Consider the following 17749-nt stretch of genomic DNA (forward strand, 5'->3'; position numbering starts at 1 on the left):
TCTATCAAATTATCCTTATAAAAACTTAGCAAAAAAATTAATTTATTTTAGTTATAATAAGTTCTTATAAATTTTGTCTTGAAAGAAAAGTAAATTTTATATGGTTGCTGATAAAAAATTATTTTATTTAAGTTGTATACTCATCACTATAGGAATAGTTTTTTCCTATTCTCTTACGGTTTTTACCGTTCTTTTTTTTAATTATAGTGAATTTCATTTTTTTGCACGTCAACTTTTTTTTGGAATTAGTGGAATTTTGATTATGTTTTTTATTTCAAGACTCGATCCTGATAATAAAAATTCTGAAAGAATTATTCTAGCAATACTTATTATTTCTTTTATTTTCATTATTATCTTGCCTTTTTTACCTTCAGCTCTAGCAACAGCAAGTGGAGGTGCTAAAAGATGGATTCGTTTAGGGCCTCTTTCTATATCTCCAGTTGAATTCTTTAAAATAGGGCTTATTTATTTTTTAGCTTGGAGTTATACAAGACGTATTGATGATAGCAAAAAAGCTATCAAGCATGAAATTTTGATCCTCTTACCTTATTGTATCGTTGCAACTATAGTTATAGGATATATTTATACCACTCAAAACGATTTAGGGCAAAGCGTTATTTCTTTCTTTTTGATTTTAGCTTTGGCTTTTTTTGCAGGAGCTAGTAAAAGACTTTTTGCTTTCGGAATTTTAATCATTATGATGGTTGGTATAATGGTTATTTTTAGCAACCAAAGACGTATCCAAAGAATAGCTTCTTGGTGGGGAAATATACAAGATGCTTTTTTACCTATGTTACCTGATTGGATGGCAAATGCACTAAGAGTAAGTACTAATACAGAGCCTTATCAAATTTCACACTCTTTAAATGCAATAGCACATGGAGGGATATTTGGAGAAGGATTAGGTCTTGGAACTTTTAAATTGGGATTTTTAAGTGAAGTACATACGGATTTTATTCTCTCTGGTATCACAGAAGAAATAGGACTTTTTGGACTTGGAATTATTTGTTTTATTTATCTTTGGATGATTTTAAGAATTTTTAGAATAGCAGGACGCTGCGATAAAAAAGAGCATTTTATCTTTTGCTCTGGTATTGCTTTACTTTTGCTTTTTTCATTTTTTATGAATGCCTTTGGCATCATTTCTCTTACTCCGCTTAAAGGAGTTGCGGTTCCACTTTTAAGTTATGGTGGAAGTTCTATGTGGGCAATTTGTATAGGTATAGGATATGTATTGATGATTTCTAAAAAGGTTAAATTATGATCGTTTTAACTGGAGGTGGCACAGGCGGGCATCTAGCCATAGTAAGATGTTTATTGGAAAGTGCGCAAAGAAAAAATGTAGCTTGTATTTACATAGGGAGTCAAAATGGGCAAGATATGGCATGGTTTGAAAAAGAAACACGTTTTAAGGATAAATTTTTTCTAAGCTCTCGCGGAGTTGTCAATCAAAGCAAATTCAATAAAATCAATTCTTTTTTACATATTTTAAAACTTTCCAAAGAATGCAAACAAATTTTTAAGAATTATAAAGTAAAAGCAGTTATTAGTGTAGGTGGTTATAGTGCAGCTCCAGCCTCATTTGGAGCTTTATTTTCTAATATACCTTTATTTATACACGAACAAAATTCAAAAAGTGGCTCTTTAAATAAACTTTTAAAACCATTTTGTAAAAAATTTTTTAGTGCTTTTGAAGAAGAAATTACACCCTATCCGGTGGCAGATAAATTTTTTGATCACGCAAGAATTCGCAAAGAATTAAAAAATATTATTTTTCTAGGAGGTTCTCAAGGAGCTAGTTTTATTAACGAGCTAGCTATAAATTTAGCTCCAAGATTAAAAGAAAAAAATATCAATATAATCCATCAATGCGGAAAAAATGATCTAGAAAAATACAAACAAATTTATAAAAATTTAAATATAGAGGCTGATATATTTGACTTTAGTCCTAACTTGGAACAAAAAATGAGCATAGCGGATTTAGCCATCTCAAGAGCAGGTGCAAGCACACTTTTTGAACTTTGTGCTAATACTTTACCTGCGATCTTTATCCCTTATCCCTATGCTGCAAAAAATCACCAATATTTTAACGCTAAATTTTTACAAGAGCAAGATTTATGTAAAATTTTCACGCAAAACAATACCGATATAGATGAAATTTTACAAACTATTCTGCAAATAAATTTAGAAGATATTTCTACAAGATTACAAAATATAAGCCAAAAAAATGGATCGGATATTTTACTTGAAAAAATACTCAAGCTTATTTGATAACTTGACTTTTATAAGATAAATATCCAACAATATTAACTATAATTCCAACCACAAAAAGCATACAAATGGAACTTGAAAAATTTTCAAATTTATCATGTAAAAGACCTATAATCCATTGTCCTTGTGCAGCGATTAAATATCCAAACCCTTGCGCAAAAGCAGAAAGCCTTGCTGCTATTTGTGCATTGTAGCTTTTTTGAGCTATAAAAAGTAAAACTATGCCAAAAACCCCACCCCAAGGAAAACCCATAATACAAGCACCTAAAATAATCATTAATTGATTATTACAAAAAAATAAAATACCAAAAGATATCGCATACAAAGAACACAAAGTCGCTATATAAGGAGTATGATAATTCTTTTTTAATTTTCCTAAAAGTAAAGGGCCAAAAAGTGAAACTGGCATAGCGATTAATTGTCCTAATAAAATCATATCAGTAGCAAAATCTTTACTAAAGCCTTTTTCCATAACAATTTGAACATACCAAAAAAATAAAGAATAAGCCAAAAAACTTTGAAAACCCATAAAAAGAGTGATCTTCCATGTAGTAGGATGTTTAAAGATATTCACTTGCTTAGAAGTTAATTTTTTAGTCCGAAAAAACCTTCCATTTTTTACTTGAGGAAAATAAACTGCTAAAGCTATAAAAGCAAATAGTATCCAAAATGCCATCGCGGTAGCTAAATCAAAAATATGAAGTAAGGGTGTAGCTAAAGCAATGCCTACTATAGAAGAAACACTTAAAATCAAGCTATATACTCCCATAATACTTGTCATTTGTTTAGGAAATTTTTCTTTAATAAAACTTGGCAAAACCACATTAGCAATTGCTATCCCACAACCTATTGCAAGCATTCCTATAAATAAACCATAAACCCCAACATAAGAACGTAAAAGTTCTCCGATAAAGATTAAAAAAATTCCTACGATCACTGCACGAATAGGAGAAAAATAACCCACAATAAAAGAAATACTTCCAAAAGCCATCAAAGGCAAGCTTGTCAAAATTCCCACAAGGGTGGAATTTAAACCGTATTCATTTTTGATAGTATCAACCATTGGTCCTATAGCGGTAATAGGAGCTCTAAGATTAAAAGCTATAATGATAACAATAAAAACATTAAGCCAAAAAATTTTTTTAAAAGAAAGCATAAAATCCCTAATTTTCAAAATCCGATAAAAACATTTTATCTATTAGCTTCTTAGAAATTTATAAAACACTAAATTAACCTTATTCACATTTTTTTCTACATTCATTTAAATAAACTTTTAATTTTTTCTCGCACATTAAAGCTTCTCTCATACAAACTCCAGCTATATTTAAATTTTTAAGCTTTTCAATATTGTCTAAACTAATCCCCCCTATAGCATAAAGTGGAATTTTGCTAAAAGAGAGTAAAGAATTTAAAAACTCAATCCCTCTAGGCTCTAAATCTTTCTTACAAGAACTCTCAAAAATATGTCCAGCAAAGGCGTAATTAACCTTGTAATTCATAGCTTCTAAAAGTTCTTCTTTGCTATGGATAGAGGTTCCAAGTAAATGAAAATACCGAGCCAATCTAGGTTCCTTTCTTAAGAGATCGAGTGGTGCATGAAAATATTTATGGCCTAGTTTCAAGCATTGTGTATCAAAAAAATGCAAAATACAAGTAACTTTTTGCTTAGAACAAATTTGCAAAACCTCTTTTGCTAAATCATAATACTCAAACTCACTCAAATCTTTTTCCCTAAGCACAAAAGCATCTACACCTGATTTAGCAATTTTCTCAACTTGAGTTAAAAAATTCCCTTCAACGATTTTTCTATCGCTTATAGCAATGATCTTTTTATCCCACATAGATGCTATCACTCATCACAGCTTGCAAATTTGCATTTTTAAGCATAGTTAAAATTTCTTCTACGCTTCTTTCGTCTGAAATTTCAAACTGATCATCGCCTTTTTTTTCACCGCTATGTTCACCAATCCCTACACTAACCCCTGCACTCATTTTAGTCGCTCCAAGCTTAATCACCTCATCTCTAAAACCTATTCTCTCACGGCTTGATATGGTAATTCCTGCAAAAGGTAAAAAAAGTCTATACGCACAAAGCACTTGCAAAAGACGCTTTTCGCTCACATCTTTAGGATGAATCTTAGCATTGTTAATGATAGGCCTTAAACGCGGCACAGAAAGAGAAATTTCAGCATGAGGATATTTTTGCTGTAAAAAATACGCGTGTAAAGCCGTAGCTAAAGCATCTTTTCTAAAATCATCTATGCCCAAAAGTGCAGCAAAAGCAACCCCTCTCATACCCGCTTTTAAAGCTCTTTCTTGGGCGTTAAAACGATAAGGAAAAATGCGTTTTTCACCGCCAAGATGAATTTTAGAATATTTTAAAGGATTATAAGTTTCTTGAAAAATAGTCACATAATCACAGCCATTTTCATGCAAGATCTTATATTCATCTTCATTCATAGGATAAATTTCAACCCCTATAACTTTAAAATACTCTTTTGCGATAGCACAAGCTTTTGCAATGTATTCTACATTTGCAAATTCTCTTCCTTCGCCTGTTAGCATTAAGATTTCTTGCAAACCTGTTTTTGCAATCGCTTTCATTTCTTGATGAATTTCATCTTCATTAAGCTTTGCTCTTGCGATTTTATTACCCTTTTGAAAACCGCAATATACACACTTAGAATTACAATAATTTGACAAATAAAGCGGAGTAAAAAGCGATATGGAATTTCCAAAATATTTTAATTTTATCTTTGATGATTTAAAAGCCAATTCTTCGATAAATTCTTCAGCCGCACTTGAAAGTAAAGCTTTTAAATTTTCTATGCTTAAATGCGTAGAATTTAAAGCTTCTTCAACATCTTTAGCGCTAAATTTAGCCTCATCATAATCTTGAATTTCAAACAAAACTTTATCTAAAATATCACTTTTTATTTCTTGCATGTGAGGCAAATATTGCATAAAATCTTGCATAACTAGTCCCTTAAAAATCCTGTTAAAGGAGAGCTAGCTTTTGCTTCACTCACACTTGCTAAACCAGCTAAATAACCTGCTCTTCCTGCTTCTATCGCTAAAGAAAAAGCCTTAGCCATTAAAGCGATATTTTTTGCTTCAGCTATAGCTGTATTTGCCATAACCGCACTCACTCCCATTTGCATCGCTTCACAAGCTTGAGACGGACTACCAATACCCGCATCTACGATAATAGGAAGATCGATTTCATTGAGTAAAATTTGTATAAATTCTTTAGCACACAAACCTTTATTGCTGCCTATAGGTGCGGCCAAAGGCATAATGGCCGCCGCTCCAGCATCTCTCATCGCTCTAGCCGCGTAAAGATCGGCATACATATAAGGCAAAGGCGTGAAACCATCTTTTGCTAAAAGTTCGCAAGCTTTGATCGTTTCGTAATTATCCGGTAACAAATACTTACTATCACTAATCACTTCGATCTTTATAAGCTCTCCGCACCCAAGCTCCCTTGAAAGTCTTGCTATACGTAAAGCTTCTTGGGCATTTCTTGCCCCTGAAGTGTTAGGTAAAAGAGTGATATTTTTTGGAATATAATCTAAGATATTTTCAACCTCTCCTGTATAAGCACGACGCAAGGCTAGAGTGATGATCTGTGCTCCTGCTTCTTCGATGGCTGATTTGATCAACTCAAGTGAAAATTTACCCGATCCTAAAATAAAACGTGAGTTAAATTCATATTTTCCAATTTTTAATTTATCATCCATTTTTTACTCCTTGCTAGCCAAAAGTTCTAAAACCAAATTGGCTTGATGTCCCGCACAAATATTAACTCGTGGCGCCATCAGTCCATTTCCCACTTGTGCTGCATTGACTAAATCCCCACAAACATAGAAATTTTTTGCAATTTTTCTCGTTTGTATGCTATTGCTATCGCCATAACCTGCAAGTCCTGAAGCACAGATTAAAGTTATATCAGGATAAAACTTATGAAAATTTTGTGCGATCATAGCTTTTGCCAAAGGCGTATCAAAGGCTTCACAAACTATATCTATACTTTTAAACAAATCTGCCAAATTTTGCTCATCTATCTTTAAAGTTTCGATTTCAACCTGCGTGTAAGGATTGATTTCTTTGATTTGCTCTCTTAAAGCCTCGGTTTTAAATTTACCCAAATCACACACACGATAAGCTTGACGGTTAAGATTGCTAGGCTCTACCACATCAAAATCAATGAGTTTTAAAGCTCCTATTCCACTTCTTGCTAACATGATGGCTATGTGAGAGCCAAGGCCACCTAAGCCACACACCGCAACGCTTGAATTTTTTAACTTATCGTGAAGTTTTGGAGTGTGTCTTGCTCTCATCATCGCATCAAGAGCATCTTTTGGAGGCAAAGTATTTTTTTGTATACAAAAAAGCTCATCATTTTCATTTAAATTTAGATCCTCTTTTGTCGCAAAGCCATTGACTATCCAAACATCATTTTCATTTTTACTCACGCTTTTAAAAAATTCCGAAGTGCTTTTAAAAGAACTTTCAAGATCTTTGCCATTGAATTTTATCTTCATCAACCACCCCCTACAAAGCTTACAATCTCAGCTTTGTCGTTTTCTTTTAAAATCAAACTTTCAAAACGATCCTTTGGGATAATTTCTCCGTTTAATTCTAAGGCGATGAGTTCGATTTTATAACCCTTTTCTTTTAAAAAATCCATCAATTTTAATTCTTTTAAATCAAGTTTTTCACCATTGATAATCATTTAATTCCTTAAATTCTCTATTTCTTGCTCTACTTTTATTTTAGCATTATCTAATAATTCTTTAGATTTTTTCCTTAAAGAAAAACTTTCTTCGATATATTTTGAAATTTTTTCTTGAATTTTAAAATCAAGGACGGCAATTAAAATATTTTTTATATCATCTACTCTCCAATGTGATATAATAGAACCACCACAATCTCTTTCAGCTTGTAATTTTACAAAAATAGAATTTAAAAATAATGTTAGGTATTCTGGTAAAATTTTCTTTTTATCCTTTATATGTAAATGTAAAATGGCACCACTGGTAATGATTTCCTTATCTTCTTTTACACAATATGCAATGCCGACGCTTCCATCTTTACTAAACAAAATAGTATCTTTCTTAGGATATAAAGATTTTAAATATTGCGAACAAAAATCTTTTTCATCTAAAAAAATATCACTTTCGCTTAATCCATTTTCGCTTAAATTTGAAACTCTAACAAATGGAGTTCCTGTATCTTTGTAAAATTCACTTCCAGGTTCTATGGATTTTTTTATTGATACAAATTCATTTAAAATGCCATAATTTACTGACTTTATTATCTCATTATTTTCTTCATATTTTTCTTGATAATATTCGCTATCTAAACGTCCTGTTTTTAAAAAAGATTCTTTTAATGAACAAATAGAGATATTTAAGTTTTTTTGATTTTTTGCTTCAATGCTTTTTAGTGGATCAAGCGGATCAAGGCCTAATTCCAAATACAAAGTTTCTTCAGCCTTTTTGTATAAAGCCTTGCTTTCCTCTAAAGCCTTGTGAGAATCTTTCACCATCTTTTCAATTTCTTGCTGAAAAGACATAGGAAGAATAGGAATAAGAAAATTTTTAATTGATGGATAATCTAAGGCTGGTCTCGTTACCCCTAAAATTTTTTTATCCGCCTGTAATTTCCCAAATTTAGAATTTAAAAATGTAGAAAGATAATATGGATTAATATTTTTAATTTGAATTCTGACCGAATGTTGATTGATATTTGCTCCTACTAAGTTATTCTCAACAACGGCTGATTTTCCATAAGATCCCGTTATTGTTAGCAAAACATCATTTAATTTTAAGCGACTTCTTTTTAAAGCCTTATCATCTTCTTCTGAAATATAAACAACATCTGTCAAATTAAAGTAATTTTGCATAATATTTTGAACCCTTAAAAAAGGTATTCCGCTCTCCAAATAAATTGCACCAAACGGAGTAGCACCGCCTGATATTTCTATAATAAAGTCTTTTAAATATACAGAAGCACAAGATATCTTTTTCAATATTTTTTCGTTCTCTAAATACTCTTTTTTAAAAAATTCACTATCTATTCTAAAGCTTTCATTATCTTTTTTCACTTCACTAAGTTTTAATACACTAAGCTCTAAATGCGGATATTTTTCCTGTAAATTTTGATTTAAACTCATCCAACATCCTTGTAATTATATCTTAAGTCGATAGATTCTTTAATATCGCCAATCTCAATAGCATCTTCTAAATTGTATTCTAAACGCAAAAGCAAAATTTCTAAATCTTTACGAAATTTTATCTTTGTAGGTTTATTGTGAAAGATCTCATTTCTTGCTTTTCTGATTTGACTAAGTTTAGTTAATAAATGATCCTTTGTGCCATAACTTGGCAAATCTTGTCCTTTATATCTTTTTTCATTTTTAAAAATGGGCGCAAATTCACCCCAATGAAAACTGATAATATCTTCTAAATCCACAAGATAAAAGCAATCAAAAACTTCCCAAGAATTTTGTGCCTCTTTACCGCCTAAGTGTTTTTTTCTCTTGTTGAAAAGTTTTAAAATATTATTGAGTCCATTTGAGTTTGAGTTTATGGCTTTAAACCAAGAATCATCATTGCTTGTATTATATAAATTTGCAATTTTAACACACAATGTGCTACGCAATGCATTTTCAAAACAATGCAAAAGTAAAAAATTAGCTTGATGAGTTTTTCTTTTTTTGGTGTATAATTTCATAATCAAATCAAATAAATTATTTTGTTTGCATTTGGGTAAAATTTTTTCTGCCTCCTTGCAAGCACCCCATAAATAATCAAAATGCAATACACCAATTGCTTTTTTCATGCGAGCTTCAAAATCTTCATTTAATAAATTTGGGAATTTGGAAAACAAAATTTTAATTTTTTCATATTCAAAACTTTGCAAAGAAAAATCCATTTTCACTCCTAATTACAAATTTATTTTTTATCTGCTATAATAACATCAGTTTAGAGGGCTAACCCGTCGACGGCTACGGGGTACTCTTAAATGAGAGGCTACTCTAAATTCTTTTTTATCTCCAAAAACTCAAATTTTCACTCTTTGCAAATTCGATAAAAGCTTCAGCTATCCCGTCTTTTTGCAAATCTTTGTATTTTTCTAAATTGTCTTTATATTTTTGCATTCTTTTATCAAATTCTTCTTCGCTTTCATTCTTTTGTTTTATCGGCTCATCGCCTTCTAAATGCGGATGAAATAAATCATGTTTTACAACTAAATGATCATGAGAATCCAAAAGTGGATAATAGATTTTCTCTCCTGAGTTATCTTTGCTAGGTTCATTCATTGTAGCAAAGAAAATATTATAATCTTCAACCTTTGGGCATAATTTCTCATCCCATTTTTGCAAGATTAAAACACTTGTTTTTGTTCCAGTATGAGGCTTGAAAACATTACCATGAAGTCCAATAACGGCTAAAATTCTAGCTTTTTGTGCTATAAATTCTCTTATAAATTTATCGCTTGAATTATTAAAACGTCCTTGTGGAAGCACTATGGCCATTCTACCACCTGGCTTTAACATATCTAAATTTCTTTCGATAAATAAAATATCTCTTCCCATTTTAGTTTGGATTTTGCCATTTTCTTTTTTGCATAACTCATATCTAGCAAGAATCCTACTTTCTTTTATATCGCCAGCAAAAGGAGGATTTGCCATTAAAATATCAAAATCAAAATCCCTATTTTGATTTTTTGTAGCTCTTAAATTTTTCAAACGATTAAAGCCTTCAAAATACACACTTAGCCAATCCTCATCTTCTTTTACCCATTCATTCCATCTTTCAAAATCGATAGAATTAAGATATAAAACATTGGTATGTCCATCACCTGCGATAAGATTGAGCATTTTAGACACACGCACGCTTTTTTCATCAAAATCTATACCAAATACTTTTTCTTTTACATAATCTTGACATTCTGGTATTTTTTCTTCAGCTGTAAATAAATGACTAGCCTCTATACCTCTTTCTTTATAAATTGAACGCCACACATAAAAACAAGTATGTATAGGAAAGCCACAACTTCCGCTTGCCGTATCTATCATACTTTCATCTTTTTTAGGATTTAACATTTTTACGCACATATCGATTACATAACGCGGAGTAAAATACTGCCCTTTTTCTCCTTTGGAAGATTTATTAACCAGATATTCAAAAGCATCATCAATGACTTCTAGATTGGAATTAAATAATTTTACATCTTGCAACAATGATATGCATATAACCAAATGAGATGGAGAAAGTTTGATTTTTTCATCAGTGCTAAATATTCCCTGCCACTTTTTTTTCGCTTTATCAAAAAGAATTTCAATTTTTTGTTTAAGCTCGGAATCTGATTCCCCATATTTTCTAAATTCTAAATTCTTTGTTTTATCTCTAGCCCCTTCAAGCTCATCATAAAGCTTTATAAAGATTAGCTTAAAACATTCTTCAAATACATCCACTCCTGCATTTGCAAAAACTTCTTCTTCCAGCTCTAAAACTAAACTTTTTAAGCTTCTTGTTTGCTGTTTTAAAATATCTTTTTCGATTAAATCTTTAAAAGTAAAATCTACTCTTAAAATTTCAGGCAAAGTCTGATTTGATTTGGGGATATTTGGAATCGATTCAAAATAATTTGGATCTTTTCTGTGATAATAACTAATTTCCTTGCCATTACACCATACAGCCATGGTTGCACCCGTAGCATTACAATAACTTTTAAGCTGTTCTTTGCCATCTTTTAGTTTTGGTTTTTTTACTTCTACGATGATATAAGGGGTTGTAATTTGAATTTTATCCATTACCACAATATCAGCTCTTTTAATCTCTCTACCAAAATGCACGCCAAATTCAACCTTAATTCTATCTTTAGGATAATCGTATTCATTTAAAAGTTTGTCAATGTAAAGCTGACGTACTATTTCTTCCGGAGTTAGCTTGATATCTTTATTTCTAATGAGACATTGGACATAATAATTTTTTCCATTTTTTATTTCTTTTGTAAAAATTGCTTTTTCTAATTTTTCAATAGCTTCTTTAGAAAATAAATCTAGTTTATAAGCAGTATCTTTTAAAATTTCTTCAATCATTACTAACCTCTAAAAATTTTCTATAAAATCTTTATAAATTTCACAAAGTTTTTCAAAATCTTCCACGCTTACCCTTTCATCGATAGCGTGAATTCTATCGTTACAAACCCCAAATTCACACACACCGATGCCAAATTCTGCTAAAAATCTCGCATCACTTGTGCCGCCTTTGGTATTGAAACTAGGGACGCGTTTTATGATCTTTTGGATACTCTCATTTAATTTTTGCACCACTTTATTATCGTGATGTGTTAAAAAAGGTTTTGAGTTTTGCTTGATTTCTAATTCATAATTTAAACCATGGCAAACTTTTTCTATATAATTTTTCACATCATCTAAAGTCGTATCAGGAGAATTTCTAACATTAAACATTAATTTTAAGTCATTAGGCGTAACATTGCATACTTCCAGCCCCGCTCTAATATCAGTAATCACTAATTTAGACGGACTAAAATCAGCACTACCAGGATCAAGATCAAAACCCGCTAAAAATTTCAAAGCATGCGCAAAATCATGGATAGGATTGATACACTTTTCAGGGTAAGCTGCGTGTCCTTGTTTTCCGCGTATGAGAATTTTGCCATTGATCGAGCCCCTACGTCCTATTTTAATACTATCTCCTAAAAACTTATCACAAGTTGGCTCTCCTACTATGGCAAAATCGGGTAAAATATTTTTTTCTTGCATAAATTTAAGAAGCTCTAAAGTTCCGTATTTTGCTTCCCCTTCTTCATCACTTGTTAACATTAAAGAAAGTCTAGAGCCTTTAAAATTTACATTTTTAACAGCATCGATAAAAGCAGCCACGCCGCTTTTCATATCTTGTGCACCCCTTGCATAGATAAACCCTTCTTTTTCAACAGGCTTAAAGGGATCACTTTGCCAACCCTCGCCAGCAGGAACAACATCTATATGGCCACAAAATGCTAAGTGTTCCCCTTCATCTTGAAATTTTTTTGTCAATAATAAATTTTTTACACCTTCTTTTTCTACAAAAAAAGCTTCAAAATCGCTAAGTTCTAAGGCAATAAAATTTAAAATTCCATCATCTTTTGGCGTTATAGATTTAAATTTTAAAAGCTCGATTAAAAATTCCTTGGCATTCATTTTTTATCCTATAAAAGTTCTATATAATAAACTAATAGCAAAATATTCTATGATTAAAGCCGAAACGATATTAACGATTTTAACAACTTTTGCATTAAAAAAATGCTTATATCTTGCAACAAAAAAAGACAACGCAAAAACCCAAGCAATAATAGAAACAATAAGTCCTAAAGTCATAACATAAGGATGTATATCGCCGACGATCATGCCTGCGGTACTTAGCCAAAAACCTATAACGAAAGGATTAGAACCATTTAAAAAACACCCTTTGATATAGCTTTTTAAAAGACTTTCTTTAAATTCTTGATTTTGCACATCTAAAGCCTCGCTTTTTTTTCTAACCATCAAAAAAGCCATATAGCTTAAGAAACAAAAACCAAAAATAGCTAAGATATATTTAAAAATATCATTATTTAAAAAACTCAAAAGTCCAAATTGAAGTAAAAAAAGATAAAGCATATCGACGCTAAAAGCTCCAAAACCAACTGCTAATGAATTTTTAAAAGATCTTAAAGCATAAGCTAAAACCAAAATATTTACAGGGCCAAAAGGAACACTGACTCCAAAACCTAAAGCTAAGCCATTTAACAAAGAATCAAACATTAACTCTCCATAAATTTTTCAATATCTAATGCAATTTTATCAATCGCACTTACTACATCTTCAATGTAAATTTTATCAAAATATTTTTCCAAATCCTCATCTTTATCGTAAATATTTAAAATACTTTTTTCACACATACTAGCGTATTGCCCCACTGGTAAAACCGCTCCACTTGTGCCTATGCTAATAAAAAGCGAAGTTTGCTCAAGTAAAGAATAAAGAGTGGCATACATAGGCGCCGCCTCTTCAAACATCACAATATTGTGTCTTAAATTTTCACTTTTGCATTTTGGGCAAATTTTACCTGCCATTTTTTCATAGCCTATGCTAAAAATTTCACCGCATTTTAGACAACGAAGTTCAGGTAAAAAGCCATGCAAATGGATCACATCTTTACACGTTGCACGCTCGAGCAAATCATCGACATTTTGTGTGATAACGAAAAGATTTTTACCCCATTTTTGCTTAAGTTCTGCTATTTTTTTATGGGCGTGATTTGGCTCTACGTTTTTAAGCTGTTCTCTTCTTTCATCGTAAAAATCAAGCACTTTTTTAGGATTTTTCCTAAAACCTGTCGCGGAGCAAATCTCCATCACATCGTATTCTTCCCACAGCCCATCATTGTCTCTAAAAGTTTTAAGTCCGCTTGGAGCGGATAAACCCGCTCCGCTTAATATCATTACATTTTTCATCACTAAACCTTGAATTTTTCAAAGTCTAGCACAAAATACTTTAAGAAAATAAATATTTTTGCAAGATTTTTTCTTTTTCTTAGAAATATTTTACCGATAATTATAATCTTACAACCTTAGCGCCAAAGCCGCCTTGATTGATCGGAGCATCACTAAAGCTTTTTACGCTTTTGTGAGTTTTTAAAAACTCTCTTACTGCAAAAGCGAGTTTTCCTGTGCCTATACCATGATAAACAATCACCTCATCAAAACCAGCTATCAAAGCATCTGAAATGAATTTATCTAGCCTTGAAATCGCTTCATCGCTTCTAAGCCCGTGCAAATCCAAACTCACGCCCAAATTACTAGGTTTTGTAATATTTATACTTGTTTTTGGGCTAGGTTTAGGGATGGCACCGCTTTTTTTAAGAAGTTTTAAGGGCACACGAAGTTTTATCCCTTCACTTTCCACTAAAGCATCATTTTTAGAAATGCCTACAATTTTACCTTTAATCTTTTCATATTTTACAAAATCCCCAACCCTTAACTCTTCATTTTGCTCCATACTCGGCAAAACGATATTTTTCTTAAGCTCATTGGCCTTGTTTAAACTTCTTTGTTTTTCCTTAGTGTCTTTTAAACGTATGGTTTTTTTAGCTTCTTCTATGGCTTGATAAAATTTAAGTTCTAAATCTCTAAGTTTTTGACGAAATTCATTTTCATTTTTTTCTTTTTGATCTTTTAAAGAAAGTAAGATTTCATCAATCTTTTGTTCTTTTTTATCCACTTCATTTAATTTTAGCTTTAAATCAAGCTCAAGATTGATATTTTTACTCACCATTTCTTCTAAATTTTGCTTATCTTCTCCATAAAGTTCTTTGGCTTTTTTAACTAAATTTGGCGGAATTTGATAACGCAAAGCCGTTTCAAAAGCATAAGATTTTCCTATGGTGCCTTTTAAAAACTCGTATTTTGGTCTTGAAAATTCCTCATCATATAAAGCCGCTATCAATTCAACTTGTTCATTTTCAGCTAAAAGCATAGCAAGGCGTTTATGGTGCGTGGTGATGATAATTTTTAATTTATTAAAAATTAAATGAGAGATCAAAGTGCTATACAAGCAAGCCGCTTCTTCAAAATCCGTTCCAAGCTCTATTTCATCTATACCTAAAAGTAAATTTTTCTTTGTAAAAAGCTTAGAAAAGTGAAGCATTCTTCCAGCAAAAGTAGAAATATCATTTTTTACATTTTGAGGATCTTCAATGATCGCATCAAATTCTTTAAAAGCTCCTATTTTACTTTCATCAGCTTTAATGTGCATCGGTAAAAGATGCTTGGCTAAAAAACAAGCACTTAAAATGCTTTTTAAAAGCATCGATTTTCCACCAGCATTTACCCCAGTGATGATTAAAACTTGCTTTTTAAATTCAAGTGAAACGCTTTTAGGATTTTTTAAAGCCGGATGAGCAAAATTTTTTAAAACAATCTCATCTGAATTCTCGCATAAAACAAATTCATAATCCTTCTTTTTAGCCATCAAAACCCTAGCACTATAATGATCAAACAGATCAAAAGCACTATTGATAAATTTTAAAAACAATAAATTTTTAGCTAGAAAAGTGGAAAAATTTTTAGCATACTCATAATAAATTTCTTCTTTTTGATTTTGCAATTTTTCTAAATCATTTTGCAATTTTTCAACACTTTCAGGAACGATATAAAAACCACCTCCGGTGCTTCTCCCTATAATCTTTGCTTTTATGGCGTGATTAAAACCTCCTCTAACAAGTAAAGATTCTAAATTATTAATAAGATGAATTTGCGTATCTATAAGATAAGGAGTTAAGGATTTGCTATAGCAGTGTTTTTTAAATTCAGCTTGTATAGCTTCATTTTTCATTTTAAATGCTGTATTAAGATTAATCAATCTTTCATCTAGGCTTTCTTTTAACTCACCCTTATCATCAAATTTTTCGCAAAGCTCTAAAATTCCATTTGGAAATTCGATTTTTTCAAGCCAAGAGTTTAGATTGGATCCAAAATTTATTTTTTTTACTTTATCAAAATAAAGAAAAATTTTAACAAATTCATAAATTTCTTCTAAATGTAAAATTCCTTGTTTGCTTAAATGCGTCAAAGCTTTATCTAGGTTAATTAATGCCGGTATAGTAGGAAATTCTACTTCGCAAAGCTCACAAATTCGTTTAAAATGAAGGTGAGAATCCCCTTGCAAAAATATATCCTTATCTCTTGAAAAAAGTGCTTTTAATTCAGTTAAATAATTATTAAGATCAAGTTTTGAAACTAATTCATCTTTTAAATCATTCATCGTTTAACCTGCAATCTTTGATATCTATAATCAAAGACTTTAAACTTTCATTATTATCTTTTGAAATAAAGCTTTCTGTGCCAAATTCATAATTAAAATAAGTGTTAGAAACATTGATATCTTTACATAAGATATTTTTACCTTGATTAAAGGCCACGATAATATCATTTCTTAAATAACTTTTTTGAGTATTTTTAAATTCAAAAAATACAGATAAAGCGATAAAAAATACAAGTAAAAAACCAAAAAAAGGCTTTGTTTTATTTCCCAATTTTTCACGTAGAAAATAAACTATTAAAGCTAAAATAAAAATAACAAGAATGTAAAATAAAATTCTACTCATTATTTTGCCTTAGTTTATTGCTAATATCTCCTGCCCCAAATCCTATAATAAGTCCTTTATCAAAAACTCTTCCTTTATCGCTTACTAAAAATTTACCTTCTCTTTTGATATCTTCTACAAATAAAGCATTTGGGAAATATTGTTTTAAATCAATTTCAACTTTTTCTTCTCCAGCTGCATAAATAGGCAAAATTACAAGCTCATCTACTCCATCAAAAGCTTGGATAAATTCTTGCAAATTTGCTAACAAACGTGTATAACGGTGTGGTTCAAAAATAGCCGTAATCTTAGGATAACCGCTTAGCTTGGCATACTCTTTAGCAGCCTTTAAAGTTGCTTTGATCTCTGTTGGATGATGACCATAATCATCAATTAAAGCCAAACTCTCATCTGCGTGTAAAATATCAAATCTTTTTTTAATGCCTTGATAGTTTTTTAACCTAGTTCTTATAGTCTCTATATCTAAAAAATTTAGAGCTGCTAAAATCGCCAAAGAAGCATCAATGGCCAAATGATACCCCATACCAAAAACACTAAATTTTCCTAAATCTTTCAATTCGAAACTTGTAAAAGGTTTAAAATTCTCAACTTTCATGGTGCAATTTTTAATATCTTTACTAGGATAAAATTTAACCGCATTATTTTTATAATCTTTCAAAAAATCATCTTCTACGTTAATTACGCGAATTTTAGCAATGTCTAAAAATTGAGTATAGGCTTGATGCAATTTTAAAACCTGATTTTCATAATGATCTAAATGCTCTGCTTCCGCATTGGTAACAATGGCTAAGTAAGGATTGGAATTTAAAAAAGAACTATCGCTTTCATCTGCTTCAAAAATAAGATTTTCACTTTCTTTATAAATCATATTAGAGCCAAATTCTTTTAAAATCGCACCAATAATAACCGAGCTATCATTTATCAAAGATGCTAAAATACTAGAAGTTGTGCTTTTTCCGTGTGCTCCAGCAACCGCAAAAACTCGCTTATCTTGCAAGATAAGCGGCAGGGCTTCTTTTCTTGAAAGGCATTTCATACCTAGTTCTTTAGCGTATTTAAATTCAGGGTTTTCTTCTTTAATCGCAGCTGAATAAATCACCAAGTCTTTATTTAAAACATTGTCCTTATGATGGGGAATAGTAATACTAACTCCCTCTTTTTCAAGCTCTTTAGTAATCTTACTTTCTTTAAGATCACTCCCGCTAATCTCATAGCCCTTTTCTTTTAAAAATCTTGCTAGTGCAGAAATTCCTATACCACCTATACCAATAAAATGAATCTTTTGCATATTTTTAGCCTTTATTTTAAAGGCT

General features: G+C 31.0%; 16 protein-coding genes and 1 pseudogene. 2 read left to right on the top strand and 15 right to left on the bottom strand.

The window, feature by feature from the left end; genetic code table 11:
• Nucleotides 1-100: 100 nt before the first annotated feature.
• Together ftsW and murG are read left to right on the top strand one after the other, a co-directional pair.
• Nucleotides 101-1264, top strand: coding sequence for a putative lipid II flippase FtsW (gene ftsW, locus CQA69_RS01315; RefSeq protein WP_137620046.1), 1164 nt, complete (start codon nucleotides 101-103; stop codon nucleotides 1262-1264).
• A pseudogene (gene murG / locus CQA69_RS01320) lies at nucleotides 1258-2293 on the top strand (undecaprenyldiphospho-muramoylpentapeptide beta-N-acetylglucosaminyltransferase). Before ftsW ends, murG begins: the two are co-directional and overlap by 7 nt.
• On the opposite strand, the gene CQA69_RS01325 reads toward murG, so the two are convergent.
• The 15 genes from CQA69_RS01325 to murC all read right to left on the bottom strand — a co-directional run bounded on the left by CQA69_RS01325 (nucleotide 2264) and on the right by murC (nucleotide 17724).
• Nucleotides 2264-3427, bottom strand: coding sequence for an MFS transporter (locus CQA69_RS01325; protein ID WP_137620048.1), 1164 nt, complete (start codon nucleotides 3425-3427; stop codon nucleotides 2264-2266). The pseudogene murG and the gene CQA69_RS01325 overlap by 30 nt on opposite strands.
• A 79-nt stretch (nucleotides 3428-3506) precedes the next feature.
• A complete protein-coding gene (locus CQA69_RS01330) occupies nucleotides 3507-4112 on the bottom strand; it encodes a thiamine phosphate synthase (protein ID WP_137620180.1) in 606 nt (201 codons plus the stop codon).
• On the bottom strand, nucleotides 4102-5247 hold the full coding sequence (thiH, locus tag CQA69_RS01335) for a 2-iminoacetate synthase ThiH (protein ID WP_137620049.1): 1146 nt from the start codon (nucleotides 5245-5247) through the stop codon (nucleotides 4102-4104). The genes CQA69_RS01330 and thiH overlap by 11 nt, the downstream gene beginning before the upstream one ends.
• Before the next feature lie 2 nt (nucleotides 5248-5249).
• A complete protein-coding gene (locus CQA69_RS01340) occupies nucleotides 5250-6011 on the bottom strand; it encodes a thiazole synthase (RefSeq protein WP_137620050.1) in 762 nt (253 codons plus the stop codon).
• A gap of 3 nt (nucleotides 6012-6014) precedes the next feature.
• Entirely contained in the window at nucleotides 6015-6818 is an 804-nt protein-coding gene (thiF, locus tag CQA69_RS01345) for a thiamine biosynthesis protein ThiF (protein ID WP_137620051.1), read from the bottom strand.
• A complete protein-coding gene (thiS, locus tag CQA69_RS01350; protein WP_137620052.1) occupies nucleotides 6815-7006 on the bottom strand; it encodes a sulfur carrier protein ThiS in 192 nt (63 codons plus the stop codon). The genes thiF and thiS overlap by 4 nt, the downstream gene beginning before the upstream one ends.
• Nucleotides 7007-8449, bottom strand: coding sequence for a restriction endonuclease subunit S (locus tag CQA69_RS01355; RefSeq protein WP_137620053.1), 1443 nt, complete (start codon nucleotides 8447-8449; stop codon nucleotides 7007-7009).
• A complete protein-coding gene (locus CQA69_RS01360) occupies nucleotides 8446-9210 on the bottom strand; it encodes a CAAX protease (RefSeq protein WP_137620054.1) in 765 nt (254 codons plus the stop codon). Before CQA69_RS01360 ends, CQA69_RS01355 begins: the two co-directional genes overlap by 4 nt.
• 115 nt (nucleotides 9211-9325) lie before the next feature.
• Nucleotides 9326-11383, bottom strand: coding sequence for an N-6 DNA methylase (locus CQA69_RS01365; protein ID WP_137620055.1), 2058 nt, complete (start codon nucleotides 11381-11383; stop codon nucleotides 9326-9328).
• A gap of 9 nt (nucleotides 11384-11392) precedes the next feature.
• Nucleotides 11393-12490 (bottom strand): succinyl-diaminopimelate desuccinylase, encoded by a 1098-nt coding sequence (dapE, locus tag CQA69_RS01370; RefSeq protein WP_137620056.1) that lies wholly within the window; start codon nucleotides 12488-12490, stop codon nucleotides 11393-11395.
• A gap of 3 nt (nucleotides 12491-12493) precedes the next feature.
• Nucleotides 12494-13093: a LysE family translocator gene (locus CQA69_RS01375; protein WP_137620057.1), complete on the bottom strand. Its 600-nt coding sequence runs from the start codon at nucleotides 13091-13093 to the stop codon at nucleotides 12494-12496.
• Nucleotides 13093-13785 carry an SIR2 family NAD-dependent protein deacylase gene (locus CQA69_RS01380; protein WP_137620058.1) on the bottom strand — a complete coding sequence of 231 codons (693 nt, stop codon included), beginning with the start codon at nucleotides 13783-13785 and terminating at the stop codon, nucleotides 13093-13095. Before CQA69_RS01380 ends, CQA69_RS01375 begins: the two co-directional genes overlap by 1 nt.
• Nucleotides 13786-13885: 100 nt before the next feature.
• Nucleotides 13886-16093: an endonuclease MutS2 gene (locus CQA69_RS01385; RefSeq protein WP_137620059.1), complete on the bottom strand. Its 2208-nt coding sequence runs from the start codon at nucleotides 16091-16093 to the stop codon at nucleotides 13886-13888.
• On the bottom strand, nucleotides 16086-16436 hold the full coding sequence (locus CQA69_RS01390; RefSeq protein WP_137620060.1) for a hypothetical protein: 351 nt from the start codon (nucleotides 16434-16436) through the stop codon (nucleotides 16086-16088). Before CQA69_RS01390 ends, CQA69_RS01385 begins: the two co-directional genes overlap by 8 nt.
• Nucleotides 16429-17724, bottom strand: a complete 1296-nt coding sequence (murC, locus tag CQA69_RS01395; protein ID WP_137620061.1) for a UDP-N-acetylmuramate--L-alanine ligase — start codon at nucleotides 17722-17724, stop codon at nucleotides 16429-16431. Before murC ends, CQA69_RS01390 begins: the two co-directional genes overlap by 8 nt.
• Between the last annotated feature and the right edge of the window lie 25 nt (nucleotides 17725-17749).

Origin of the sequence: Campylobacter estrildidarum (assembly GCF_005406205.1) — a bacterium.
In the GTDB taxonomy this organism is placed as follows: domain Bacteria; phylum Campylobacterota; class Campylobacteria; order Campylobacterales; family Campylobacteraceae; genus Campylobacter_D; species Campylobacter_D estrildidarum.